The sequence below is a fragment of the Acidobacteriota bacterium genome, from assembly GCA_020853395.1.
GTDB lineage: Bacteria > Acidobacteriota > Vicinamibacteria > Vicinamibacterales > SCN-69-37 > JADYYY01.
The window spans coordinates 118,451-141,286 of sequence record JADYYY010000008.1 but is presented as its reverse complement, the minus strand read 5'-3'; the positions used below and the strand labels follow the sequence as shown (position 1 = coordinate 141,286).

General features: G+C 71.1%; 20 protein-coding genes. 7 read left to right on the top strand and 13 right to left on the bottom strand.

Annotation, left to right across the window (positions count from 1 at the left end):
* Positions 1-27 precede the first annotated feature (27 nt).
* From IT184_07965 to IT184_07905, 13 genes are all read right to left on the bottom strand, one after another.
* Entirely contained in the window at positions 28-978 is a 951-nt protein-coding gene (locus IT184_07965; protein ID MCC7008737.1) for a radical SAM protein, read from the bottom strand.
* A 7-nt stretch (positions 979-985) separates the two neighbouring features.
* Complete coding sequence (locus tag IT184_07960; protein ID MCC7008736.1) at positions 986-1,969, bottom strand: GDP-mannose 4,6-dehydratase; 984 nt, start codon at positions 1,967-1,969, stop codon at positions 986-988.
* Positions 1,966-3,798: a hypothetical protein gene (locus IT184_07955; protein ID MCC7008735.1), complete on the bottom strand. Its 1,833-nt coding sequence runs from the start codon at positions 3,796-3,798 to the stop codon at positions 1,966-1,968. The genes IT184_07960 and IT184_07955 overlap by 4 nt, the downstream gene beginning before the upstream one ends.
* 28 nt (positions 3,799-3,826) lie before the next feature.
* Positions 3,827-5,008, bottom strand: coding sequence for a glycosyltransferase family 9 protein (locus IT184_07950; GenBank protein ID MCC7008734.1), 1,182 nt, complete (start codon positions 5,006-5,008; stop codon positions 3,827-3,829).
* On the bottom strand, positions 5,005-6,402 hold the full coding sequence (locus tag IT184_07945) for a hypothetical protein (protein MCC7008733.1): 1,398 nt from the start codon (positions 6,400-6,402) through the stop codon (positions 5,005-5,007). Before IT184_07945 ends, IT184_07950 begins: the two co-directional genes overlap by 4 nt.
* Positions 6,403-6,472: 70 nt before the next feature.
* The gene (locus tag IT184_07940; GenBank protein ID MCC7008732.1) at positions 6,473-7,588 is read right to left on the bottom strand and encodes a DegT/DnrJ/EryC1/StrS family aminotransferase; all 1,116 of its coding nucleotides are present in this window, start codon (positions 7,586-7,588) and stop codon (positions 6,473-6,475) included.
* Entirely contained in the window at positions 7,585-8,607 is a 1,023-nt protein-coding gene (locus tag IT184_07935; protein ID MCC7008731.1) for an NAD-dependent epimerase/dehydratase family protein, read from the bottom strand. Before IT184_07935 ends, IT184_07940 begins: the two co-directional genes overlap by 4 nt.
* A 109-nt stretch (positions 8,608-8,716) precedes the next feature.
* On the bottom strand, positions 8,717-10,000 hold the full coding sequence (locus IT184_07930; protein MCC7008730.1) for a glycosyltransferase: 1,284 nt from the start codon (positions 9,998-10,000) through the stop codon (positions 8,717-8,719).
* Positions 9,955-10,674 (bottom strand): polyprenol monophosphomannose synthase, encoded by a 720-nt coding sequence (locus IT184_07925; GenBank protein ID MCC7008729.1) that lies wholly within the window; start codon positions 10,672-10,674, stop codon positions 9,955-9,957. The genes IT184_07930 and IT184_07925 overlap by 46 nt, the downstream gene beginning before the upstream one ends.
* Positions 10,671-11,924 carry a hypothetical protein gene (locus tag IT184_07920; GenBank protein MCC7008728.1) on the bottom strand — a complete coding sequence of 418 codons (1,254 nt, stop codon included), beginning with the start codon at positions 11,922-11,924 and terminating at the stop codon, positions 10,671-10,673. Before IT184_07920 ends, IT184_07925 begins: the two co-directional genes overlap by 4 nt.
* Positions 11,911-12,732 carry a glycosyltransferase family 2 protein gene (locus IT184_07915; protein MCC7008727.1) on the bottom strand — a complete coding sequence of 274 codons (822 nt, stop codon included), beginning with the start codon at positions 12,730-12,732 and terminating at the stop codon, positions 11,911-11,913. The genes IT184_07920 and IT184_07915 overlap by 14 nt, the downstream gene beginning before the upstream one ends.
* Positions 12,733-12,763: 31 nt before the next feature.
* The gene (locus tag IT184_07910) at positions 12,764-13,750 is read right to left on the bottom strand and encodes a glycosyltransferase family 2 protein (GenBank protein ID MCC7008726.1); all 987 of its coding nucleotides are present in this window, start codon (positions 13,748-13,750) and stop codon (positions 12,764-12,766) included.
* A 12-nt stretch (positions 13,751-13,762) separates the two neighbouring features.
* Positions 13,763-14,797: a glycosyltransferase family 4 protein gene (locus tag IT184_07905; GenBank protein ID MCC7008725.1), complete on the bottom strand. Its 1,035-nt coding sequence runs from the start codon at positions 14,795-14,797 to the stop codon at positions 13,763-13,765.
* A gap of 204 nt (positions 14,798-15,001) precedes the next feature.
* Here IT184_07905 and IT184_07900 point away from each other — a divergent pair, with 204 nt between their 5' ends.
* The 7 genes from IT184_07900 to IT184_07870 are packed head-to-tail and all read left to right on the top strand — an operon-like array spanning position 15,002 to position 22,834.
* Positions 15,002-15,442 carry a division/cell wall cluster transcriptional repressor MraZ gene (locus IT184_07900; protein ID MCC7008724.1) on the top strand — a complete coding sequence of 147 codons (441 nt, stop codon included), beginning with the start codon at positions 15,002-15,004 and terminating at the stop codon, positions 15,440-15,442.
* Positions 15,408-16,319, top strand: a complete 912-nt coding sequence (gene rsmH / locus IT184_07895; GenBank protein MCC7008723.1) for a 16S rRNA (cytosine(1402)-N(4))-methyltransferase RsmH — start codon at positions 15,408-15,410, stop codon at positions 16,317-16,319. Before IT184_07900 ends, rsmH begins: the two co-directional genes overlap by 35 nt.
* Complete coding sequence (locus IT184_07890) at positions 16,316-16,714, top strand: cell division protein FtsL (protein MCC7008722.1); 399 nt, start codon at positions 16,316-16,318, stop codon at positions 16,712-16,714. Before rsmH ends, IT184_07890 begins: the two co-directional genes overlap by 4 nt.
* Complete coding sequence (locus IT184_07885; GenBank protein MCC7008721.1) at positions 16,714-18,819, top strand: transpeptidase family protein; 2,106 nt, start codon at positions 16,714-16,716, stop codon at positions 18,817-18,819. Before IT184_07890 ends, IT184_07885 begins: the two co-directional genes overlap by 1 nt.
* On the top strand, positions 18,816-20,342 hold the full coding sequence (locus IT184_07880; protein MCC7008720.1) for a UDP-N-acetylmuramoyl-L-alanyl-D-glutamate--2,6-diaminopimelate ligase: 1,527 nt from the start codon (positions 18,816-18,818) through the stop codon (positions 20,340-20,342). Before IT184_07885 ends, IT184_07880 begins: the two co-directional genes overlap by 4 nt.
* Positions 20,339-21,742 (top strand): UDP-N-acetylmuramoyl-tripeptide--D-alanyl-D-alanine ligase, encoded by a 1,404-nt coding sequence (locus IT184_07875; protein MCC7008719.1) that lies wholly within the window; start codon positions 20,339-20,341, stop codon positions 21,740-21,742. The genes IT184_07880 and IT184_07875 overlap by 4 nt, the downstream gene beginning before the upstream one ends.
* Positions 21,743-22,834 (top strand): phospho-N-acetylmuramoyl-pentapeptide-transferase, encoded by a 1,092-nt coding sequence (locus IT184_07870; protein ID MCC7008718.1) that lies wholly within the window; start codon positions 21,743-21,745, stop codon positions 22,832-22,834.
* Positions 22,835-22,836 lie beyond the last annotated feature (2 nt).

Here is a 22,836-nt window from a genome sequence, read left to right as displayed (position 1 = left end):
ACCCTGCTGATCATGGAGCGCCCCCACTCAGACGAGCCGCGTGATCCAGAGCGGCGAGTCCTTCTTCGGCAGATCGCACGAGCGGCAGATCTCGGGGCCGCCGCTTTCGAGATGCTGCCGCCTGACCTCGCGATACACGGGCGAATTCCAGACGTCCGCGATCGACTGCGTGCGCAGGTCCCCGAGCACGTGCCGGCCGTCGAAGTCGGCGCAGCAGAGCGAGACGCGCCCGTCCCAGAGGACGGTGAACGTCTGCCAGAGGCGGTAGCAGGGGAACCGCACGTCCGAGCGCGTGTGCAGCGTGCCGGCCCAGTTGTGCAGGTCGGTGATGTGGATCTTGTCGGCGATCCGGCTCCACTCCTGGATGAACGCCGATTCGTCGGCCGAGTTCCCCTGCCGGACGAACGAGAGGATCAGCCGGGGCCGCGTCTTGCCGAGCTCGGTCCGCAGCCGCGCCAGCGTCTGGATGTTGCCGATCACCGCGTCGTACTTGAGGTGGACCCGTGTGCGCTCGAACGTCTCCTTGCCCGCCGCGTCCACGCTGATGTTGATCGCGTCGAGGCCCGCGTCGATCATCGCGCGCGCGATGTCCTCGGTGATGAGCGATCCGTTGCTGATCATCCCGACTTCCGGGATCCCGCGGTCCTTCGCGTACCGCACCTTCGCGACGAGCTGTTTGTCGAGGAACGGCTCGCCGTAGTTGTGGACGCGCACGTGCGTGATGCCCAGAGCGGCGCACTCGTCGACGACCTTCTCGAAGAGGTCCATCTTCATGACGCCCTGCCGCCGCTCCATCTCGTCGCGCGGGCAGAAGACGCACTTGGCGTTGCAGAGGTTCGTGCTCTCGATCTGGACGATGTCCGGCAGCCGGGGCGCGCGGTCGCGGCCGGTCGCGAGCAGCAGCCGGCGGACGGGCTTGGCGTTCGCGCTCAGGAGCCGCTCCGCCCCGCGCCGCACGGACTTCGACAAGGCGGACACCTGCTGATTATCCCCGATGGGCCGGCTCGAGCGTCGCGTGCGCGTGCTCGATCACGCGCGCGAGAATGGTCTCGAGGTCGGTGGCCGGCCGGTACCCGACGAGCGCCTGGATCCGGCCGAGATCGGGCACGCGGCGGGGCATGTCCTCGAAGCCCGCGTCGTAGGCCTCGTCGTACGGCACGAACACGATCTCGGACGCGCTCCGCGTCATCGCCTTCACGCGCCGGGCCAGGTCGAGGATCGAGACCTCCTCCGTGTTGCCCACGTTGAACACCTGGCCCACCGCGCGCGGCGCCATCGCCAGACGGACGATGCCGTCCACGACGTCGCCGACGTAGGCGAAGGATCGCGTCTGCCGGCCGTCGCCGTAAACGGTGATCGGCGCGCCGCCGAGCGCCTGCCGCACGAACGTCGGGATGACCATCCCGTAGCGGCCCGTCTGCCGCGGGCCGACCGTGTTGAACAGCCGAACCACGATCACCGGCAGCTTCCGCTCCCGGTAGTACGCGAGCGCGAGGAACTCGTCGATCGCCTTGCTGCAGGCATAGGCCCAGCGGTGCTTCGGCGTCGGCCCCATGACGAGATCGGCGTCCTCGTGAAACGGCACCGCCGTGCTCTTGCCGTACACCTCGGACGTGGAGAAGACGACGACGAGCTTGCCTTTCTTGCTCGCGTGCTTCAGCACGACCTCGGTGCCGTGCACGTTCGTCTCGATCGTGCGGACGGGCGCGTCGACGATCAGCTTCACGCCGACGGCCGCCGCGAGGTGGAAGACGACGTCCGCTGCGTCGATGAGCTCGGCGGTCAGCGGCTCGTTCATGATCGAGTCGATGACGTAGGTGAACCCCGCGCGCCCCTTCAGATGGGCGATGTTGGCCATCGAGCCGGTGGACAGGTCGTCGATCACGGCGACGTGGTGGCCCTGCGCGAGCAGGACGTCGGCCAGATAGGAGCCGATGAAGCCGGCGCCGCCGGTGAGCAGTGCGTTCATACGATCTGCGGAACCTCTCGCGTGTCGTTCGGGTGGCGTCGGCTGTTCAGGAGCGCCAGGATCGCGTCCGCGGCCCGCGCCGCGGCGCGCCCGCCGGGGCGCATCGCGTAGCGATCGACGAAGGCGGCGGCCCGCTGACGCAGGCCCTCACGGACGCGTCGATCATACAGCACCCGTTCGAGGACCGGCCCGATCTCGGCGTCCGCCGCGCCCGCCATCACGCCGGCCTCGACGAACGGCGTGAGGTTGCTCGGCGCGCCGATCACCAGCGCCGGAAGGCCGAGCACCATGGCGTCGATCGCGACCGTCGAGTTCATGGTGACGAGCACGTCGGCCGCCGCCAGCATCGCCGCCAGGTCGGCGTCCGGCCCCGCGATTGCGGCGTTCGCGATTCCGTCGACGAACGGACGGTAGACGTCGGGCGTCTCGGCCGGATGCGGCTTGATCACCAGTCGAACGGCCGGCAGCGATGCCACGGCCGACACGAGCGCCGGAAGCGATGGCTGCACCTCCGAAAACTTCGCGGCCAGCACCGCCAACCCCGTGTCCGCCGTGGCGCCGAACGTCGTTCGGATCGCTCGGCGCGCCTCCTCGGTGACCGACGCGATGCGCGGCGCCATCGCATCGAGCCGCGCGCTGCCGGTGACGACCACGGCATCGCTCGGGAAGCCGCCCGCTTCGTGCAGATGCTCGGCCGCGTACCGATCGAACACCAGCGTGCGATCGGGCGCCGGCACACCTCGATCGGATCCGGCCGGCGCCCACTCGTCCGGCTCGTGCAGGTAGTTGAGCCAGTGGTGATAGATGAAGCCGTGCTGGATGCCCACCGACGGCACGCCGCGCCGGCGGGCTTCGAGGACGAGGGCGCGGCCCCAGCCGCCCGCTTCGGCGTACGTGAGCACGAGCCCAGGCTCGAGCGTCTCCACCGCCGCGCCGGCCTCGTCCATCGCGCGCGCGGCCCATGGCCATTGCAGCAGCGCGGTGTGCTGCAGCTCGGTCTCGAGCACCGGCCAGAGATCGCACCCGCGGAACTCGGCCGCCGCACGAATGCCGTCCCCACGGGTCAGCGCGGCCGCCATCTCGTGCCGTCGCTGCCAGAGCGCGATCGATCCGGCGATGGCGCGGCCGGGTGCGAGCGTCTCGATCGGCAGCAGGCGATCGTCGGCGCCGCGGCCGAGCAGCGGATCCCACCAGCGCCGCGCGCGGAAGTTTCGACGCGGGCCGACGCCGACATGGGCCACGTGGCCCGGCCCGAGCCGGCTCGTCAGCTCCGCCAGCACGGGGCCGATGTACGCCTCCTGTGCCGGGCCGGCCGCGCCGGCCGGCGGGCGCCAGAACGCCGTGTGGACGAAGGCGGCGATCTCCGGCCGCGGCCCTCGCCGGCGCACCGCCGATCGCAAGCGCGAGAGGCGCGCCGCCCAGGCCGTGAGCACGCTGAACGAACGTGCGCTGCGTTCCCGCGCGCGCCGTCCCGTGACCTTCACGGGCACGCCTCGAGCACGCGCGACGGCGCGCGCCGCATCGCGAACGACTCGGCTGGACGTCTCGACCGTGATCGACGCCGGCGCGAAGTCGGCGATCGCGGCGTCGAGCGCGATCACGGCGCCGGCCGCGCGCTCGAGGTGCCGCATCTTGTGCAGGTACAGCTCCGTGAACCACCAGAGCGAGTCGCCGCGGTACGTGAAGCGCTCGCGCATCGTCGCGGCGTCGAACGGCACGTGCCGCAGGCGCTTGATCCAGCGTCGAGCCTCGTCGCGCGCGACCACGCGGCGCGCCGGCGTCAGCAGCGCGTCGAGCGACGTCGTCACCGAGGCGCCGGTCGGGCCCACGCAGGAGATCGTCGTCGACATCCGCGAGCTACGGGGCGGCGTTGACCGCGCGCGGGGAGCGCTCGTCGAGGATCGCCAGCGCGGCGTCGACCACGCTGTCGATCGAGATCGCGTCCATGCAGTCCGGCACGTGGCCGCGGCAGCGCTCGGGCGGCCGCCGCACGCGGCCGCACGGACTGCACGGCAGATCCACGCGCACGATGCGATGCCCCGAGCCGATCGGCCCATACCGGGCCGGGTTCGACGGCCCGAAGAGCGCGACGACGGGCGTGCCAACGGCGGCCGCGAGGTGCATCGGCCCGGTGTCGCCGGTGACGAGCACGTCGAGCGCGCGGACGAGCGCCATCAACTCCAGCAGGTCGAGACATCCGCACAGATCGATCGCCGGCACGTCGCCGAGCTGGCGGATGACCGCGTCGACGAGCGGCCGGTCGGCGGCCGTGCCGGTGAGCACGATGGTCGCGCCGCGCTGCCGCGAGATCGCGCGCGCCGTTGCGGCGAATCGATCGAGGTGCCACTGCTTCGATTCGCGGCCGCCGCTGGCGTGCACGCCGACGAGCGGCCCGCGCGCCGCCGCCAGCCGCTCACGCACGTTGCGCGCCGCCTCCTCCGGCACGCCGAGCCGAAGCGACGCCGATCGGAGCGGCGCCGCGATGTTCGCCGCCCTGGCCGCTCGTGCGATGAGCCGCCCGGCGTTCGTGGCGACGTGAGCCGCGGCGTCGTACGGCGCCGCATCGGTCAGGAGCGCTCCGCCGCCGCCGCTGTCGTATCCGACGCGCACGGGCGCGCCCGTCATCCAGGCCAGGATGTTGCTGCGGATATCGGGCTCGAAGTTCACGACGAGGTCGTAGTCACCCCAGGCCCGCGCTTTCCGGACCAGGGCCGGCCAGCCGTCGCCGCGGCCGTCTCGCGCCAGCCAGGGCACGTCGGCGACGACGACGCGCGCGATGCCTGGAATGCGCGCGGCGATCGCGGCGTTCCAACTGCCCACCGCAAGGTCGATCTCGGCCGGCGCCCACGCCGCCTGCGCGTGCGCGATCGCGTCACCGGCCATCAGCAGATCGCCGATCCGCTCGAGCCGCATGAGCAGCACGCGGCGAATGGCGCGGCCGGCGCGGCGCGGCATCCAGGACAACGGCGCCAGGCACACGTCGGCGGCGCGAACGATCCAACGCTCGCGCGGGTCGTAGATCTGAAGGGGCGAGGTCATGCGCCGCGCAGCCAGTACGCGATCAAGCGGAACGGCACGACGAACCGCGCGAGCCACATGTCGAACCCGCCCCCGGGGTACGGGGCGATCGCGGAGAGCCCTTTCATGAACAGCTCGTACTGTAGCAGCAGGAGCGCGTTGAGCGCCGTCAGGACGACGAGCACGGCGTATCTGGCCAGCGGCGTCCGGCCTGCCTCGGGACGCCGGATCCACGTGGCCGTGCCCAGCACGAACAGCGGGAACAGCGAGAGGAAGCGCCGCGCGCCGTACGCCTCGCCGGCCCACCAGTCCGCGACGGCCGCGTTGACGTACCACGACGCCGCGAGCACCGCGCCGATGGGCAGGCCGACGCCGGGCGTACGCCGGACGAACGTGGCGAGACCGGCGAGCGCGACGACGAGCACCGGCGCCCAGGTGAACAGGCCGTGACTCGTCGAGAACAGCACGTCGATCGGATGCGGCGACGTCCATCGCATGAACGACGGCCCCTGCGGCACCGCCAGCGCCCGGCCGTACAGCACGCGCCAGATCAGCATCTGCGGGGCGAAGACGATCAGCCAGGCTCCCGCCGTGGCGGCCAACGCGACGATCCGCTGCCGCCACGACGTCCGCCATCGCACGACGTCGAGGATCGGCACGAGAAGAAAGACGACGTCCTGCCATCGCATCAACGTCGAGACGCCGGCGAGCGCTCCGAGCGCCGCGAACAGCCGTACGCCGGGCGCGTGCCGGCGCGCGAGCCACGTTCCGAAGAAGACGGCCGACGTCAGCATCGACGCGGCGTGCGAGTACGCGGGTGAGACGAGCGAGTAGTAGGTCGCGTGAGATCCGAACCAGATCGCCGCCAATCCCACGGCCGCGCTCGCCTCGCCGGCGAACCGCCGCGCCATCCGCCACGAGAGCCACGCCGCCGCGGTCGCCGCGGCGACGCCGCTGATGCCGGGTGCGAGCTGCAGCGCGAACTCGTAGCCATCCGGCGCCGACGACGTGAGCCCGGCGGCATGGGCCGCGAGCGCCGCCAGCGCGAACAGCACGTAGAGCGGCATCCAGAGCAGCGCCGGGCCGACCGGCATGTAGTTGCGGACGTGCCCGGTCGTCGTCCGCTGCGAGTAGATCCAGTCGGTCTCCGGCGTCTCGGCATCGAGGCCGTAGATGCGGACGTATTCGTCGTGGAAGTCGAGATCGCGATCGAACACGAGCGAACGAAGCTGCACGAACATGTGCGTCGCGTCGCCGAACACCGCCCGGCCGTCGTGCCGATGGGAAGCCGTGAGCGCGCCGATGTACGTCACGAGCATCAGCGCTCCGGCAGCGAGGATCAGTCGTGAGGCGCGGCGGCTGATCCAGGCCTCCAGCCGCTCGACGCGAAGACGCCAGCGTCCGCGTCCAGCCATCACCGCACGAGAGGGATGGCGACGACGGCCAGGCCGGGTGCGGACCTGGCGCCGATGGCCGCGGGAGTCGTCACGGTAGGGGTGCGCGCCGCGCCTGCGGCCGCCACTCGGTGACCGCGCGCGCCACGGCGTCGGCATCGTCGTCGGACAGTTGCGGGTGCAGCGGCAGCGAGCAGACCTCGGTGGCGACGCGCGCCGCCACGGGACACGCGCTCGGCCGGCAGGGCTCGAACGCCGGCTGATCCGGAAGCGCGTGCGGGTAATGGACGAGCGTGCCGATGCCGCGTTCGGCGAGGTGCGCCATCAGCCCGTCGCGATCCGCGGTGAGGACGGGAAACAGGTGATAGACGTGGCCGGCATCGCACTCCGGCGGCACGCGCACGGCCGAGCCGGCCAGCGCGCGCCGATACCGGGCCGCGAGCGCGCGGCGGCGGGCCGTGCGGCGTGGGAGATCGGGCAGCCGCGCGCGGAGCACGGCGGCCTGCAGTTCGTCGAGACGGCTGTTGACGCCGAATTCCACGTGACGGTAGCGCTCCGCCTGGCCGCCATTGCGCAGGCGCCGCAGCCGCTCGGCCACGGTCGCGTCGTCGGTGACGATCGCGCCGCCGTCGCCAATCGCCGCCAGGTTCTTCGTCGGGTAGAAGCTGAACGCGCCGCCGGCGCCGAAGCTGCCGACGGGCCGGCCGCCGGACGTGGCGAGGTGCGCCTGACAGGCGTCTTCGACGATCGCGAGGTGATGTCGGGCGGCGATCGCCGTCAGGCGCGTCATGTCGGCCGGCTGTCCGTACAGGTGCACGGGCATGATCGCGGCGGTCCGGGGCGTGATGGCCGCGTCGACCGCCGACGGATCGAGCGTGAGCCGCTCGGCGTCGATATCGGCGAACACCGGCGTCGCGCCGGCCATCATCACGGCGAGCGCGCTGAACGCCGCCGACAGCGGCGCCGTGATCACCTCCTGCCCCGGTCCGATGCCGAGTGCCCGCAGCAGCAACGCCAGCGCGTCGGTGCCGTTGCCGACGCCCACGGCATGCCGCGCGCCCGAGACGGCCGCGAACTCCTGCTCGAAGGCCTCGAGCTCCGGCCCGAGCACGAACCACCCGCGCGCCAGCACGCGATCGATCGCCTCGCGCACGTCGCGGGCGTCGGGGCCCGGACCGAGCGACAGGAATGGCACCCGAAGGCTCATGCGGCGGACTGGTCGTCCGAGGAGACGTACTGATCGAAATGCGCGCGGTAGAAAGCGAGCGTGCGATCGAAGCCCGTCGACAGATCCACCGCGGGCGACCAGCCCGTCGCCGTCGAGAACTTCGACGAGTCCGAATAGAACGAGCCGATGTCGATGCGCCGCTTGTCTTCCGGCCAGGGGACGAAGCGCACGCGCCCGGTGCCCGCGCGATCGATCAGCAGACGCACGAGATCGCGGTGCGCAATCGGCTGCAGCCCGCCGACGTTGAACACGTCGCCGTTGCAGTCGTCGCAGTGCCCGGCCCGCAGGAACGCGTCGCAGACGTCGTCGACGTACACGAAGTCGCGCACCTGGGAGCCGTCGCCGTACACCTGAATCTCCCGGTCCTCGATCGCCAGGCGGATGAACCACCCGATGAAGCCCTGGCGATTGTGCCGGATGAGCTGCCGCGGGCCGTAGACGTTGGTCAGCCGCAGCGAGCAGGCGCGGACGCCGAAGACGTCGTTGTAGACGATGTGGTAGTTCTCGCCCGCGGCCTTGTTGATCCCGTTCACGTCGGTCGGTCGAACGAGATGCGTCTCGTCCACCGGCAGGCGGGCCGGCTTGCCGTAGATCTGCCGCGTGCCGGCGAACACGACCTTCGTCTCCGGATTGTGCTGCCGGCACGCCTCGAGCAGCGTGAGCTGGCTGCGGCAGTTGATGTCCAGGTCCGTGTGCGGATCCCGCATGCTGTCGATGTGGCTGACCTGGCCGGCGAGATTGAAGATCACGTCGCGGCCGCGCACGAGATAGTTCATCGTCGTGCCCTGTCGGATGTCGGCGATGTTGACCCGCAGCCGATCGTCGACGCCGGTGAGATTGAAGAGGTTCCCGCCGTAGTCTGGCAGGAGCGAATCGACGACGAGCACGTCGGCACCGAGCGCGACGAGACTGCGCGCCAGATTCGACCCGATGAATCCCAGGCCCCCCGTGATCAGCACGCGCCGTCCGCGATAGAACTCGCGGTAGTCCTCACTCATGACTGCGTTGCGACGGACGCATGAGGGGGACACACTAGCACTCCGTCAGAGGCACCGACAAGGGCAGGCGCGATCGCTCGAACCGTGCGGATCGGCCGCGTGCGACGCGTCAGACCGTCCGCTGGGAACGGAACGCCGCGGCCCGCTCGTAGGCGGCCTCGAGCCGCTCGGCGACGTGCGGCCAGCCGAACCGGCTCGCCACGTCTTCCCGTGCGGCGGCGCCGATCGCCCGCGCGATCTCGGGCTGGTCGAGCAGGTGGCGGAGCGCGTCGCGGAGCGCCGCCGGATCGCGCTCGGGCACGAGCAGGCCGGTGCGGCCCGGCCGGATGAGCTGGCCGAGGCCGCCCGCCGTCGTCGCGACGACCGGCGTCGCCGACGCGAGCGCTTCCAGCGCGAAGTTCGGCAGGCCGTCGACGTTGCCCGCGTCGTCGCGCACCGACGGGACGGCAATCGCGTCGGCGGCCGCCGAGAGCCGCGCGATCTCGTCCTGGCGGCGGTTGCCGACGAGGACGATCGCGCGGCCGGCGGGCGCCGCGCGCCGGCGAAGCTCGTCGCGCAGATCGCCGTCGCCCGCGATGATCAGCCGTACGTCGGCGCCCTCGGCCGCGAGACCGGCAACGGCGTCGATGAGGTACTCGAATCCCTTCTTCCTGACGAGCCGTCCTGCGGAGAACACGAGGCGCGCCGTGCCGGCGCCGAGCTCGCCGCGTACGGCGGCGCGCACGGCCGGGTCCGGCGCGAACCGTGTCGTGTCCACGCCGTACGGCAGCGTCTCGATGCGATCGGGCGCCGCCCCCAGCGCGATCGCGCGGTCGCGCAGGTCGTCGCTGCACGCCGTGACCCACCCCGCGCGGCGGAACGCGAACGCCGCCGCGCGCTTCGGACCCCAGTGGCGCTCCGCCACGTACACGTCGGAGCCGTGCAGGCTGACCACGACCGGCCGGTTTCCGGCGGCGAGCGCCGCCGTCACGCCGCCGGGCACGACCCAGTGGCCGTGCAGCACGGTGGCGCCGTGCCGCGCGGCGATGCGCCGCGCCGTCAGCCATCCGGCCGCAAGCGCCGCGGGGGCGGCGAGCCACGCCGCGGCGCGAAGATGGGTGTCGGCGCGCAAGCCGCTGGCGTAGCCGAACACGTTCAGGCGCCGGGTTGGCGCATAGCGATAGAAGTGGAACGTCACGCCGTCGTCCGGCGCCGAGCGCGTGATCGCCGGATGCCACGGCGCGACGAGATGGACGGCGTGGCCTCGCGCGGCCACGCCTTTCGCGATCGGCTCGATGAAGCTGCCGACGCCGTCGCCGGGGAAACGCGGGTACGACGTCGTGAGCATCACGACGGTCTGCCGCATCGTCAGCGTGGCCGGCGGACGCGCCCGCCGCGCAGGATGAGCCGCCACGGCGTCATCAGCGACTCGAACAGGACGCCGCGCGAGACCTTCGAGTAGCCCTCTTGGCGCTCGACGAAGACGATGGGCACTTCACCGATGCGCAGGCCGGCGCGGCCGGCGGCGTACAGCATCTCGGTCAGGAACGCGTAGCCGCTCGTGCGCGCGGCAGCGAGCGGCATGTGGGCCAGCGCCTCGCGCCGCCACATCCGATACCCGCTCGTACAGTCGGTCGGCGACAAGCCGGTCACCGCGCGGATGTAGCGATTGGCGAACGCGCTCAGCGCGATCCGATGGAGCGGCCAGTTCACCACGCTGACGCCGTGGAGGTACCGCGAGCCAATGACGAGATCGTGGTCCGCCAGCCCGGCCAGCAGGTCGGGCAGGTACTTCGGATCGTGCGACAGATCGGCGTCCATCTGGACGATGGCGTCGGCGCCCGTCTGCAACGCTCTCGTGAGCCCGTCGATGTAGGCGCGACCGAGCCCGCGCGGTCCGGTGCGATGCATCACCTCGATCCGGCCATCGGATCGCGCGGCGAGCTCGTCGGCGAGCTGCCCGGTACCGTCCGGCGATCCATCGTCGACGACCATCAGCCGCGTGAACGGATGCGCGAGGATGCCGGCCGCCACACGCTCGAGGTTGAGCCGCTCGTTGTACGTCGGGAGCACGACGAGCGCCGTCATGCCCTGCGCTCGGTCGGACGAGCCGTCCACGCGCAGGCCGCGCAGACGATCAGGGTGGGATCGAGGACCGGCACGCGGAAGCGCTCCTGCGGAAAGAAGACGAGGCACACGGCCACGGCCGACAGCGCCATCAGCCACAGGCCGGTCACGCGCCGGCGTTCACTGCCGGCGGCGACGAACCCGACGATGGCGAGCGGGAGCACCGTGAGATAGGAGACGAGCGACGCGACGAAGTACCGGGTCGAGTGCAGCGTGTAGGAGGGGCCAGTCGGCACGATGAGATAGAACACCTTGCGGGCTTCGAGCCCCAGCCAGTCGATCGGGTGCTGACGGATCCACGCGAGCGCCTCCCGATAATACACGGGCTCCATCTGTTCCTCGGTCAGCGCGGGATGGCGGGCTCGCAGCGCCTGCTGCGCCGCCTTGAGCGGCGGGTTCGCTGCGAGGTCGCCGTCCCCGACGGCCAGCGGGTGGTTGCCGGTCCAGAAGGTCACGCCGCCTTCGGAGGCGACGAGGACAGCGCGCCCGTGGTGGCCGTAGTTGCGCGCCGTCCACGGCACGAGCAGGAGCGCGACGCCCAGGGCGAACGTCGCCGCCGCCGCAACGCGGCCGCGCCAGAGCAGCCAGACGACGGCGAGGGCGGCGAATGGCACGAGCGCGCCGCGCACGAGGATGCCGGCGCCCGTCAAGAGCCCGGCCAGCAGTCCGCCGGCGCGCGTCGATCCGCGGCGATCGAACACGAGCACGATGCCCAGCGCCAGCGGCCAGAAGAGCGCTTCGCTGAACGCATACGCCGAGATCCAGACGAGCGGCGGGTAAACGGCGGCGAGCCATGCGGCGCGGCGCGCCGCGCGCGCACCGCCGAGCCGGCCGGCGACGAGCGCCGCGAAGAGCACGCCGAGCGCGCCGACGCCCGCCTGCGCGATCTTCACCGCCGCGGGCACGTGGTCGCTTGCCGCGCCGCCGCCCCCGACGAGGGCCAGGAACAGCGGATAGCCCGGCGCGCGGCCGAAGGGCTCGACCGGACCGTTGCGCACGATCGGGTCGTACACGAAGCCGTCGCCGCTCGCCAGGCTCCTCGCGAGCGACAAGTACTCGCGCTCGTCGCGCGTCAGAGGCTGACCGACCCAGTAGAGCAGACCGAACGCGAGGCGAAGGCCGAGGCCCGCGACGACGGCCGCGGCGATCCAGCGCCGCGTGCGATCGCGATCGCCCGGCGCGCGCCTGGGCGGAGCGTCACCGCCGTCCATCGGGCCGGAGCGCGGAGATCTGCTCGGAGACGAGGCCCACGAGGACCACGATCACCGACAGCACGATGAGCAGCACGGACGAGTTCGTCACGTGCCGTTGGGTCGCGATCGTCCAGACGGCGTAGCCGAACCCGAGCAGGAAGGCGGCGGCGGCCACCGGCAGGAACACGCGCAGCGGGCTGAAGATCGTCATCACCCGCAGCATGATCAGGAGGAACTTCGGGCCGTCCTTCGACAGGCGGATCTTGGACGCGCCCTGGCGCTGGCGCGCGTGCACGGGCTCGAACGCGACGTTGTAGCCGGCCTTGATGAAGCTGAGCGTCGTCGTCGTCGGCGTCGAGAACCCGTTCGGCAACAGCCCGATGAACTCCTGCAGACAGGATCGGCGGGCCGCACGGAATCCCGACGTGAGATCCGGAATGTCGCGCTCGGTCAGGAAGCCCGCGAGCCAGTTGAGCGCCGCGTTGCCCCAGCGGCGCACCGATCCCGCCTGCGTGGCGCTCGATCGGGCGCCGACGACCAGATCGAACTCGCCGAGGCGCGACACCAGCCGCAGCGCATCGCCGGGATCGTGCTGGCCGTCGGCGTCGACGATGAGCAGGAATTCGCCGGTCGCCGCACGGATGCCGGTCTTCACCGCGGCGCCGTTGCCCTTGTTGTAGGGATGGCGGATCACGCGCGCGCCCGCGGCGGCTGCCTGCGCCCCCGTTTCGTCGGTCGACCCGTCGTCGATGACCAGAATCTCGCGCCACCGCGCCGAGGCGGCGAGGCCGCGGACCACGTCGCCAACCGACGCGGCTTCGTTCATGGCGGGAATCACGATCGACACGTCGGCCGGATCAGCCACGCCGCTCCTCCAGTTCGGCGGCCGCGCGATCCGCCGAGGTCTGGCGCAGCTCCATCACCCGCACGCGGTAGAGGACGTCCTCGAGCAGCTTGCGCGTGCCGGAGAGCGTGTCGGCGAGCAGGCCGATCAGCACGACCTGGAAGCCGACGATCATGAGCACGGCCGAGAAGATGAGCGACTGCACCTTGCCGGGCTCGTAGGCGAACAGGAAGTAGTAGAGGAACCGGAAGGAGATGAGCAGGCCCGCGACGAAGATCACCGTGCCGATGTAGGTGAAGACCTTGAGCGGCTCGTACATCGTGTAGATGCGGACGATCGTCGCGCCCGATGCCTTGAGATAGCCCCAGATGCTGTCGAAGAGCCGCGACGATCGAGTGCGCGGGTTCGTCGCGATCTCGACGTGGCCGATGGCCATCCGCCGCTTGCCGGCCTGGATGATCGACTCCAGCGTGTAGGAGAACTCGGACACGACGTTCATCCGCAGCGCGGCCTCGCGCGTGTACGCGCGGAATCCGCTCGTCGTGTCCGGCACTTTCGTCGTCGAAACCTGCCGGACCACCCAACTGCCGGCCCGCTGGAGGATCTTCTTCGGCCAGGACATGTGCAACTGATCGCGGATGTTGCGATCGCCGATGACGATGTCGGCGTCGCCCGCGAGCAGCGGCGCGACGAGCTTGGGGATCTCGCGGCCGGGGTACTGATTGTCGCCGTCGGTGTTGACGATGATGTCGGCGCCGGCTTTCAGGCTCGCATCGATGCCGGCCATGAAGGCGGCGGCGAGCCCTTTCTGTCGCCGGAAGCGCACGACGTGCGTGACGCCCAGCCGGCGCGCGACGCCCGACGTGTCGTCGGTCGATCCGTCGTCGATCACGAGCGTCTCGATGACGTCGATGCCCGGCACGGCAGCCGGCAGATCGGCGATGGTGGCCGGCAACGTGGCGGCTTCGTTCAGGCAGGGGATCTGGATGATCAGCTTCATGCGCCAGCAGGCCTACGAGCCGACGAGCCGCTCGATCACCCCGGCCCACGTGATCTCGCGGGCGCGGTCGTATCCGGCGTCGCCGAACGCCGCCGCCTGCCGGCGATCCGCGTCGAGGCCGGCGACGGCCGCCGCGAGGGCGTCGGGATCGGGCGCCGTCACGCGCCCGTTGACGCCGTCGATGACGAACTCCGTCGGCCCGCCCGCGTCGGTGGTCGTGATCACCGGCTTGCCCGAGAGGAACGCTTCCAGGGTCACGTAGCCGAAGTCCTCGTCGTACGGAGCAAAGATTACTCCGAGCGCGCCCCCATACAGCTCGATGAGATCCTTGTCGCTCACCTCGCCGAGGAACCGCACGCGATCGCCGACCCCCAATTGCTCGACCAGCCGCTCGAGCTCGGGCCGGTTCGTCCCCGTGCCCGCGATCCGAAGCGAGACGCCCGGCACGGCTGCGACGGCGCGCACCGCGAGATCGACGCGTTTGACGGCCTCGAGCCGGCCGACCGAGAGCAGGTAGGAGCCGCCGGGACGGCGCCGCAGCCGATCGGCCAGCCTGGGCGGATGGTACAGCGGTTCGACGTCCACGCCGTTGAACCGAGCGGTGCGCCGTGCGGTGTTCGCCGAGTTGGCGAACCGCCGCCGGCACTCCTTCAACATGGCGGTATCGAGCGCCATCACGTGTTCGCGCAGCGCGACGTCGTCCTCGGCGTGCGCGAAGTCGCTGAACGGCGTGCCCGCGAGCTCGTACGCGGCCCGATGCTGATGGATCAGCCAGACGACCTTGTGCGGATGCCTCGCGAAGTACGTCGGGAACTTCGTGGCGATGACGAGATCGACCGGCCGGCCGTTGCTCTCGCTGAGGTCCAGCAACCGCCACGCCGCCGCGTGGTTGAGCAGTTCGCCCTTCGGGTACCACTTGAACGGCACGCTGACGAGCTCGGCGTCGTGCCCGTGCCGCCGCAGTTGCGCGACGAGCTCGCGGACGTGGGATTCAGCGCCGCCGCGAACGAACGGGACCAGCGCTTCGCAGACGAGGATCGTGCGCAAGACCCGCCGGATGCTATCACGTGCCCGGTCGCAACAAGGCCTTCGAGCGGGCGAATCCCCTAAACGGATCTTCACCAGATGTTCGCCTGAACGAGAGGGCGAAAGTCGAACGTAACGCCCGTCTTTTCATTAGTTTGCCGTTGACACCCGGAATACGACCTTCTACCATCCCCGTGGAGTTTTGTGGATCAAAGTGGAGCCAATGTGCTGCGCGGAAGCTATCCCGCGAAGATCGACGACAGGGGTCGCCTGAAGCTCCCGAACGCCTTCAAGGCGCTCGTGGAGGAGCAGCACGGTACGGGTCTGTACGTCACGAGCGTGACCGGCGAGTCGGTCCGTGTGTATCCGATGCCGGTCTGGTTGGCCGTCGAGCAGCGGCTGGCGCGGATGCCGAGCACGCATCCGGCGCGCGCGAAGTTCCTCGACCGGGTGAACTACTACGGCCAGCTCGGCGAGCTCGACGCACAGGGCCGGCTCGGCATTCCCGCGCGGCTGCGCGATGCGGCCGGCATGGTCGGCGAGGTGGACGTGCTCGGGCAGGTCGAGTACCTCGAAGTCTGGAATCACGAGCGGCTGCTCGCGAAGCTCCAGCGGGAGCCGTTCACCGACGATGACGCCCGCGCACTGGCCGAGTTCGGAATCTGACGCGGGCCATGAGCCGGTGCTCGTCGACGAGGTCGTGTCGCTCCTCCGGCCGCGGGCCGGCGGCACGTACGTCGACTGCACGCTGGGATTGGGCGGTCACACGCGCGCGCTGGTGGTGGCGGGCGCCGGCCGAGTGATCGGGATCGATCGAGACGCGCACGCGATTGACGTCGCGCGAGGGCACCTCGCGGACGCGGCCGGGGCCGTGACGTTCGTCCACGACGACTACCGGCGGCTCGGCGCCGTGCTGTCGGCGCAGGGGATCGCCGCGGTCGACGGGGTGCTCGCGGATCTGGGTGTCTCGTCGATGCAGCTCGACGATCCCGGCAGGGGGTTCAGCTTCCGGCAGCCGGGACCGCTCGACATGCGGATGGATCGGACCCGCGGGGCGACGCTGGCCGAGCGGCTGGCCGAGGTGGACGAGCGCGCGCTCGCGGACGTGATCTTCCAGTACGGCGAAGAACGGCGCGCGCGTCAGGTGGCTCGGGCCGTGATCTCGGCTCGCGATCGAGGTGCGCTCGCCGACACCGCGGCGCTCGCCGGGGTCGTCCGCCGTGCCGTCGGGGCGCACGGGTGGCAACGGCTCGATCCGGCCACACGGACGTTCCAGGCCCTGCGGATCTGGGTCAACGACGAGTTGACCGGGCTCGAAGGGTTCATCGACGCGGCGTGGCACGCGTTGAGGCAGGGCGGCCGGATCGCGATCATCGCGTTCCAGTCGCTCGAGGACCGGGTCGTCAAGCACACGTTCCGGCGCCTCGCGAGCGCCGGCGGACAGCTCGTCACGAAGCGTCCGATCGTCGCGTCGGAAGCCGAGCGGGCGCGCAATCCCCGGGCGCGCAGCGCGCGGCTGCGTGGGTTGGAGAGGGTGGCATGAGCATCGACCTCACGTACGCCGTCCGCAAGGACATCCGGAACAACCCCGTCGTCCGGGAGCACGACCTGCAGCAGAAGCGGGAGTTCCGGCGGATCGTCGCCCTCGCGTCGCTCGCCGTCGGCATGCTGCTCTTCTCGGCTTGGCAGCACTTCCAGACGCGCACGCACAGCATGCGCATCGAAGCGCTCCGCGTGGAGCGCGCCAAGGAGGAAGCGGTCAACCGCAAGCTCCGGCTCAACCTCGAAGTCCTGCGCGCGCCGGACGTGATCGAGCTGCGCGCGACGCGTGAGCTGGGCCTGCGCGCGCCGACGCTCGCCGAGACCGTCGTCATCGAGCGTGCGCGCGTCGCCACGCCGCCGCCGGCCATGGTCGCCCGCGCGACGGGGATGCCCTGATGCGGATCCCCGGCCTGCCTCACGGCTTTCGCGCGCAGCGGGCCTCGCTCGATCCGCTCGTCACGACGGAGCGGCCATCCGATGCGTACGAGTCGGCGTGGCGTGCGCACCTCAAGCGGCGGCTGCTGGTCGTGCTGGGCGCCGCGGCCGTCTGGGTGGTCGGGATCGAGGCGCGGCTCGTGCAGCTCCAGGTGTTCCAGCACGAGGAGCTGACGCAGCGCGCCCGTCGCAATCAGCAGCGCTCGATTCCGCTCGAGGCACTGCGCGGCGACATCGTCGACCGGCAGGGCCGGCTGCTCGCCTATTCCGTCGAGGCGGAGTCGATTGCCGCCGCGCCGAGCCGCATCAAGGATCCGGCGGCCACCGCGCGCGCGCTGTGCCAGGCGCTCGGTGACTGCTCGCTCCGCGAACGCGAAGAGCTCCAGGCGAGGCTCACCGGCGACGGCGATTGGGCGCTCGTCCGCCGCTCGAGGGCCGTCTCGCCGGCGCAGGTCGATCGCGTGCGCGCGCTGAAGCTGCCGGGCATCGTCACGCAGACCGACACGCGCCGCTACTACCCGAGGATGGAGCTCGGCGCCCACGTGCTCGGCTTCGTCGGCCTCGACAACAACGGGCAGGGCGGGCTCGAGTACGCGCTCGACGAGCTCATCCGCGGCACGGACGGCCGCGCGTTCGCGCAGGTCGATGCGAAGGGGCAGCGGCTGGAATCGCGCGTCGAACGGACGCCCGTCGACGGCGCCACCGTGCAACTGACGCTGGATCTCTACCTCCAGCACATCGTCGAACGCGAGCTGAAGGCCGGGGTCGAGGAGAACCGGGCCGAGGGCGGCAGCGCGCTCGTCATGGATCCGGCGACCGGCGAGATCCTCGCGCTGGCCAACTACCCGACGTTCAATCCGAATGCGGTCGGGCGGTCCGTTCCGGACGCCCGCCGGAACCGCGCCGTGCAGGACGTCTACGAGCCCGGCTCGACGTTCAAGATCGTCACCGCGTCCGCCGCGCTCGAGGAAGGCGTCGTCTCCGTCGACGAGCTCATCGACACGAACCCCGGCGTCATCAGGATCGGCAGCCGCAAGCCCATCACCGAGGCGGCCGGGCACAACTACGGCGTGCTGACGTTCGCGGACGTGATCGTGAAGTCGAGCAATGTCGGCGCGATCAAAGTCGGTCTGCGCACCGGCATCGATCGGCTCACCAAGTACGTCCACCGCTTCGGGTTTGGCGAATCCATTGCACCGGCCTACTTCGCGGGACAGAGCCGCGGCATCTGGCAGCCGGCCGCCCTCAACGAAAGCGGACTTGCGTCGGTGTCGATGGGCTATCAGGTGGGCGTCACGCCGCTCCAGATGGTGACGGCCGTGAGCGCCGTCGCCAACGGCGGCCTGCTGATGGAGCCGCATCTCGTGCGAGCCGTCGTGCGCGACGGACGCATCGAGCCCGTCCGGCCGAAGGTCGTCCGGCGCGCGATCAGCAGCGCGACGGTCGCGACCCTGACCGACATCATGGAGGGCGTCGTCTCGCCGCGGGGCACGGCCCGCGCCGCCAGCCTCGATCGCTACCAGGTCGCCGGCAAGACCGGCACGGCCCACAAGCTGATCGACGGCGCGTACTCGCCGACGGCGTTCAACGCCTCGTTCGTGGGCTTCGTCCCGTCGCGCAAACCGAGGTTCACGATCCTCGTCGTCATCGACACGCCCCGTGCCAAGGGCCATTTCGGTGGCACCGTCGCGGCCCCGATCTTCAAACGGATCGCCGAGGCCGCGCTCCAGCTCGCCGGCGTGCCGCCCAGCGTGGACCCGGCGCCGCCGGTCTTGATCAACGCGTCCGACCGGCTCCTGCCGGCCCGGCCCGTGCCCACGCCGATGGTGCTGATCGCCTCGGCGGCCACGAGCAGCTCGCCCGTGATGCCCAACGTGATCGGGCTGGGCGCCCGCGAGGCGGTGCGCGTCCTCACGCGCGCCGGCGCAGCCGTTCGGCTCCACGGCGATGGCCTCGTCGCCCGCCAGACGCCCGCGCCCGGCGAACCGCTCGGCTCGGGCACGTGGGCGGCGCTGGAACTGACGGAGACGCTGGCCGGCGCGAGCGCCGGTCTGGGAGTTCCATGACCTTGGGCGCACTGGCGGGATCGGCTCGGACGCTGGCGCCGGACGCCCGGACGCGCGTGGAGCGCGCGGGCCGGCAGGACGTCGCCGTCACGGGCGTGACGCACGATTCCCGTGCGGTCACGCGCGGAGCCGTTTTCGTCGCCATTCGCGGCCAGCGCGTGGATGCCACGTCGTTCGCCGCCGACGCGCTCAAGCGCGGCGCCGTCGCGGTCGTCTCGGAATCGGAGCCGGCCGCATCCGGCGTCTGGCTTCCGACCACCGACGCGCGCCTTGCGCTCGCCGAGATCTCGCACCTCGTCTATGGCCGTCCGAGCGAGTCGCTCTCCGTCATCGGCGTCACCGGCACGAACGGCAAGACGACAACGACCTACCTCTTGAGCGCGGTGCTGGACGCCGCGGGCTCGCCCTGCGGCCGGCTGGGCACGGTCAGCGTTCGCGTCGGACCGTCGCCCGCCGACGAGCGGGATGCCGGGCACACGACGCCCGAGGCCTCGGAGATCCACCGGCTCCTCCGCGAGATGCTCACGCGCGGATGCCGCGCCTGCGCCATGGAAGTGTCGTCGCACGCGCTCGCATTGCACCGCGTGGACTACCTCAGATTCCGCGCGGCGATCTTCACGAACCTCACGCGCGATCATCTCGACTTCCACGGCGACATGACGCAGTACTTCGCGGCCAAGCGGCGGCTCTTCGACATGCTGCCGGCCGGCGCGCCGTCGATCGTCAACGTGGACGATCCGCGCGGTGTCGAGCTGGCCGCGCGCCGCACGAACGTCGTGACGTACGCGATCGACCGCGCCGCCGACGTCCGGGTCCGGCGCCTGGACTCGACGCTCGACGGTCTGACCCTCGAGATCGACAGCCCGCGCGGTCCGCTCAGCCTGCGCTCGCCGCTCGTCGGCCGCGCCAACGCGTACAACGTCCTCGGGGTCGTCGCTGCCGCGCTCGCGCTCGACGTGCCCACCGATGCGATCGCCCGCGGCCTCGCCGCGCTGCAGTCGGTGCCCGGCCGCTTCCAGGTCGTCTCGACCGCGGCCGACGACGTGCGCGTCGTCGTGGACTACGCGCACACCGATGACGCGTTGAAGCACCTGCTCGAGACCGTGAGGCCGCTGGCGGCTGGCCGCCTGATCACGGTGTTCGGCTGCGGCGGCGATCGCGATCGATCCAAGCGGCCGCTGATGGGGGCCGTTGCGGGTCGCCTCAGCGATCTCGTCGTCGTCACGTCCGACAACCCGCGCTCGGAGGACCCGCAGCGGATCATCGACGAGATCGTGCGCGGGCTGGCGCCGGCCCTCGATCCGGCGCGGCCGGGTCGCGCCGATGCGCCGTACGTGCGCAACCCCGATCGTCGCAGCGCCATCGAGTTCGCCGTGCGGTCGGCCCGGCCAGCCGACCTTGTCGTCATCGCCGGCAAGGGGCACGAGAAGTACCAGATCGTCGCCGACCGCTCGCTGCCGTTCGACGACGTCGAGGTGGCGCGCACGGCGCTGGCGCGCCGGCGTGCGGAGGCGAGCGCATGACGCTGCCGGCCGGCGCAGTCGCGCTGACGGCGGCCATGGTCGTCCAGGCCACGCACGGACGGCTGGTGGCGGGGCCCGCCGATCGCGTGTTCGCGCGCGTGTCGACCGACTCGCGCGCCACCGGAGCCGACGCGCTGTTCGTCGCGCTCTCCGGGCCGCGGTTCGACGCGCACGCGTTCGTGCCGCAGGCGGTCGACGCCGGCGCCACCGGCGTCGTCGTCTCGCGCCAGCCCGAGCACGCGCTGGATCACGCCGTCGTGATTCTCGTGGACGACACGCTCCTCGCGCTGCAACGCCTCGCGCAGGCCGTGCGACGGGCATCACACGCCCGCGTGGTCGCGATCACCGGCAGTGCCGGGAAGACGACGACCAAGGAAGTCACGGCGGATCTGCTCGCCACGCGGTTCCGCGTGTTCCGGAATCCGGGCAATCTGAACAACCACATCGGCCTGCCGCTCTCGCTGCTCGAGCTGCGCCATGGGCCGGACGTCGCGGTCGTCGAGCTCGGGATGAACCACGCCGGCGAGATTCGCCGCCTCGTGGAGATCGCCGAACCCCAGGTTCGCGTCTGGACGAACGTCGGCGACGCGCACCTCGGCTACTTCGGATCGGCCGAGGCGATCGCGCGTGCCAAGGCGGAGATCCTCGAGGGAGCCGACGCCTCGACGCTCGTCGTGGCCAATGCCGACGACCCGCTCGTGATGGCGCACGTGCGCCACGCCCCGGCTCGGCGCGTGCTCTTCGGCGAAACGGCCGAGGCCGACGTCCGGGCCGAGCAGGTGACCGATGCCGGGTTCGACGGCACGACCGCGAACGTCCGCACTCCGCGAGGGCGGCTGCGGCTGAAGGTGCGGCTGCCGGGCCGGGCGCAACTGGCCAACGTCCTTGCCGCCGTGGCCGTGGCCGTCGAGTTCGGCATCGACCTGGCCGACGTCGAGCGCGTCGTCGAATCGGTCGAAGCGGTCGCGCGCCGTGGCCGCGTCACGCGGCTCGCCAACGGTGCCCGGCTCGTGGACGACTCGTACAACGCGAGCCCCGCCGCGGTCGACGCGATGCTGCGGGCGATGGCGGCGACGCCCGTCGCCGGCCGCCGCATCGCCGTGCTGGGTGAGATGCTCGAGCTCGGCGAGCGATCGCGCGCGCTGCACGAGCGGTGCGGCCGGACGGCGGCCAGCGCCGTCGCCAGCCTCGTCGTGATCGGCGGCGAACCGGCATCCGGGCTCGTGGACGGTGCGATCGCCGGCGGCCTTGCGCGCGATCGGATCCTGCGGTTTCCGGACAGCGCCGCCGCGGCTCGCGCCGTGGCCTCGCTCGTCGAGCCAGGCGACCTCGTCCTCGTCAAGGGCTCACGCGGCACGAGGACGGACATCGTTGCGGATCATCTGCTGGAGGTGGCCTGATTGCTGTACCACCTCCTCTTTCCGCTGCACGAGCAGTTCTCCGCGCTGAACGTCGTGCAATACATCACGTTCCGGACGGCAGCCGCGAGCCTGACGGCGCTCGCGCTGAGCCTGCTGCTCGGCCCCTGGTTCATCAGGCGCCTGCGGACGTTCCAGATCGGGCAGGTCATCCGTCAGGACGGGCCCGCCAGCCACAAAGCGAAGGCGGGCACGCCGACGATGGGCGGGCTGCTCATCCTGACGGCGGTGTTCGTGCCGACCGTGCTCTGGGCGAACCTCACGAACCGCTACGTGTGGATCGCGCTGCTCGCGACGGCGGCCTTCGGCGCCATCGGGTTCGTCGACGACTACCTGAAGATCACCCGTCACAGCCATCACGGGCTGTTCGCCCGCTACAAGCTGCTCGGGCAGGTGGCCGTGGCGATCGCCGTCGGGCTCACGCTCGTGTGGCTCTCCGATCAAACGCCGCCGGCCTACAGCCTGCGCCTCATCTTCCCGTTCTTCAAGCGGCTCATCCCCGACCTCGGCTGGTGGTACGTGCCGTTCGCCGCGCTCGTGCTCGTCAGCATGACGAACGCGGTCAACCTGACCGACGGCCTGGATGGGCTCGCGATCAGCACGTTCGCCGTGTCGGCGTGCGCGTTCACCGCGTTCACGTACGTGACCGGGCACAAGGAGTTCGCCGAGTACCTGTTGATCATCCGCTTTCCCGGCGTCGGCGAGCTGACGATCTTCTGCGGCGCGCTCGTGGGAGCAAGCCTCGGATTCCTCTGGTGGAACGCCCATCCGGCCGACGTGTTCATGGGGGACGTCGGGTCGCTCGCGCTCGGCGGCGCCCTCGGCACGGTGGCGATCCTGATCAAGCAGGAGCTGCTCTTGCCGATCGTCGGCGGCGTGTTCGTGATGGAGGCGGCGTCGGTCGTGATTCAAGTCGCCTCGTACAAGCTGACGGGCCGGCGGGTGTTCCGCATGGCGCCGATCCATCACCACTTCGAGCTGATCGGCTGGGCGGAGCCGAAGGTCATCACGAGGTTTCTGATTCTCGCGATCATCTTCGCGCTCTTCAGCCTCATGACGTTGAAGCTCAGGTGACG

What these genes read in the sequence shown, in the direction of transcription:
- IT184_07960 (MCC7008736.1), bottom strand. Translation starts at nt 1,969, where the DNA reads ATGAACGCACTGCTCACCGGCGGCGCCGGCTTCATCGGCTCCTATCTG.
- IT184_07950 (MCC7008734.1), bottom strand. Translation starts at nt 5,008, where the DNA reads ATGACCTCGCCCCTTCAGATCTACGACCCGCGCGAGCGTTGGATCGTT.
- IT184_07945 (MCC7008733.1), bottom strand. Translation starts at nt 6,402, where the DNA reads ATGGCTGGACGCGGACGCTGGCGTCTTCGCGTCGAGCGGCTGGAGGCC.
- IT184_07940 (MCC7008732.1), bottom strand. Translation starts at nt 7,588, where the DNA reads ATGAGCCTTCGGGTGCCATTCCTGTCGCTCGGTCCGGGCCCCGACGCC.
- IT184_07935 (MCC7008731.1), bottom strand. Translation starts at nt 8,607, where the DNA reads ATGAGTGAGGACTACCGCGAGTTCTATCGCGGACGGCGCGTGCTGATC.
- IT184_07925 (MCC7008729.1), bottom strand. Translation starts at nt 10,674, where the DNA reads ATGACGGCGCTCGTCGTGCTCCCGACGTACAACGAGCGGCTCAACCTC.
- IT184_07920 (MCC7008728.1), bottom strand. Translation starts at nt 11,924, where the DNA reads ATGGACGGCGGTGACGCTCCGCCCAGGCGCGCGCCGGGCGATCGCGAT.
- IT184_07915 (MCC7008727.1), bottom strand. Translation starts at nt 12,732, where the DNA reads ATGAACGAAGCCGCGTCGGTTGGCGACGTGGTCCGCGGCCTCGCCGCC.
- IT184_07910 (MCC7008726.1), bottom strand. Translation starts at nt 13,750, where the DNA reads ATGAAGCTGATCATCCAGATCCCCTGCCTGAACGAAGCCGCCACGTTG.
- rsmH (MCC7008723.1), top strand. Translation starts at nt 15,408, where the DNA reads ATGACGCCCGCGCACTGGCCGAGTTCGGAATCTGACGCGGGCCATGAG.
- IT184_07890 (MCC7008722.1), top strand. Translation starts at nt 16,316, where the DNA reads ATGAGCATCGACCTCACGTACGCCGTCCGCAAGGACATCCGGAACAAC.
- IT184_07885 (MCC7008721.1), top strand. Translation starts at nt 16,714, where the DNA reads ATGCGGATCCCCGGCCTGCCTCACGGCTTTCGCGCGCAGCGGGCCTCG.
- IT184_07880 (MCC7008720.1), top strand. Translation starts at nt 18,816, where the DNA reads ATGACCTTGGGCGCACTGGCGGGATCGGCTCGGACGCTGGCGCCGGAC.
- IT184_07875 (MCC7008719.1), top strand. Translation starts at nt 20,339, where the DNA reads ATGACGCTGCCGGCCGGCGCAGTCGCGCTGACGGCGGCCATGGTCGTC.